This window comes from Bartonella sp. OT172YNZD (genome assembly GCF_042193725.1).
GTDB lineage: Bacteria > Pseudomonadota > Alphaproteobacteria > Rhizobiales > Rhizobiaceae > Bartonella > Bartonella grahamii_A.
On sequence record NZ_JBHILZ010000124.1, the window covers coordinates 1 to 515 of the forward strand.

The window sequence follows — 515 nt, forward strand, 5'->3', positions numbered from 1 at the left end:
AATAGTGGGGATGTGGAGGAATTTTTATTCTCTGATCAAAGGGCGGATGGGTCAACAAAATATATCTCTGCTTATCGAGTGCGTTTTGCTTCAGGGTTTCGGGTTGAGGCGCTTTCTAGCCGCCCTGAAAATATCCGTGGGTTACAAGGCATTGTAGTGATTGATGAGGCGGCGTTTCATCAAGATGTGCGCGCTGTTTTGGATGCTGTCAATGCTTTGCTCATTTGGGGAGGAAAAATCCGTGTGATCTCCACCCATAATGGTGTACTCAATCCTTTCAATGAACTGATCCGTGAAGCACGAGCAGGCAAAGTGCCTTTTTCGGTGCATTGTTATCCCTTTGGTGTCGCTGTTAAAAATGGCTTGTTTAAACGGGTTTGTGCCATGAAGGGGGAGGTGTGGAGTTTAGCATCTGAGCAACAATGGGAAGAGCAAATTCGTGCCTCTTATGGGGTGCGTTTGGCTGCTATGCGCCAAGAATTAGATGCCATACCAGCCGATCAAGAAGGAGCGGC

General features: G+C 47.6%; 1 pseudogene. It reads left to right on the forward strand.

Going from position 1 to position 515, the window contains the following annotated elements:
• A pseudogene (locus ACFIJS_RS09350) lies at positions 1-515 on the forward strand (hypothetical protein); the annotation flags it as partial.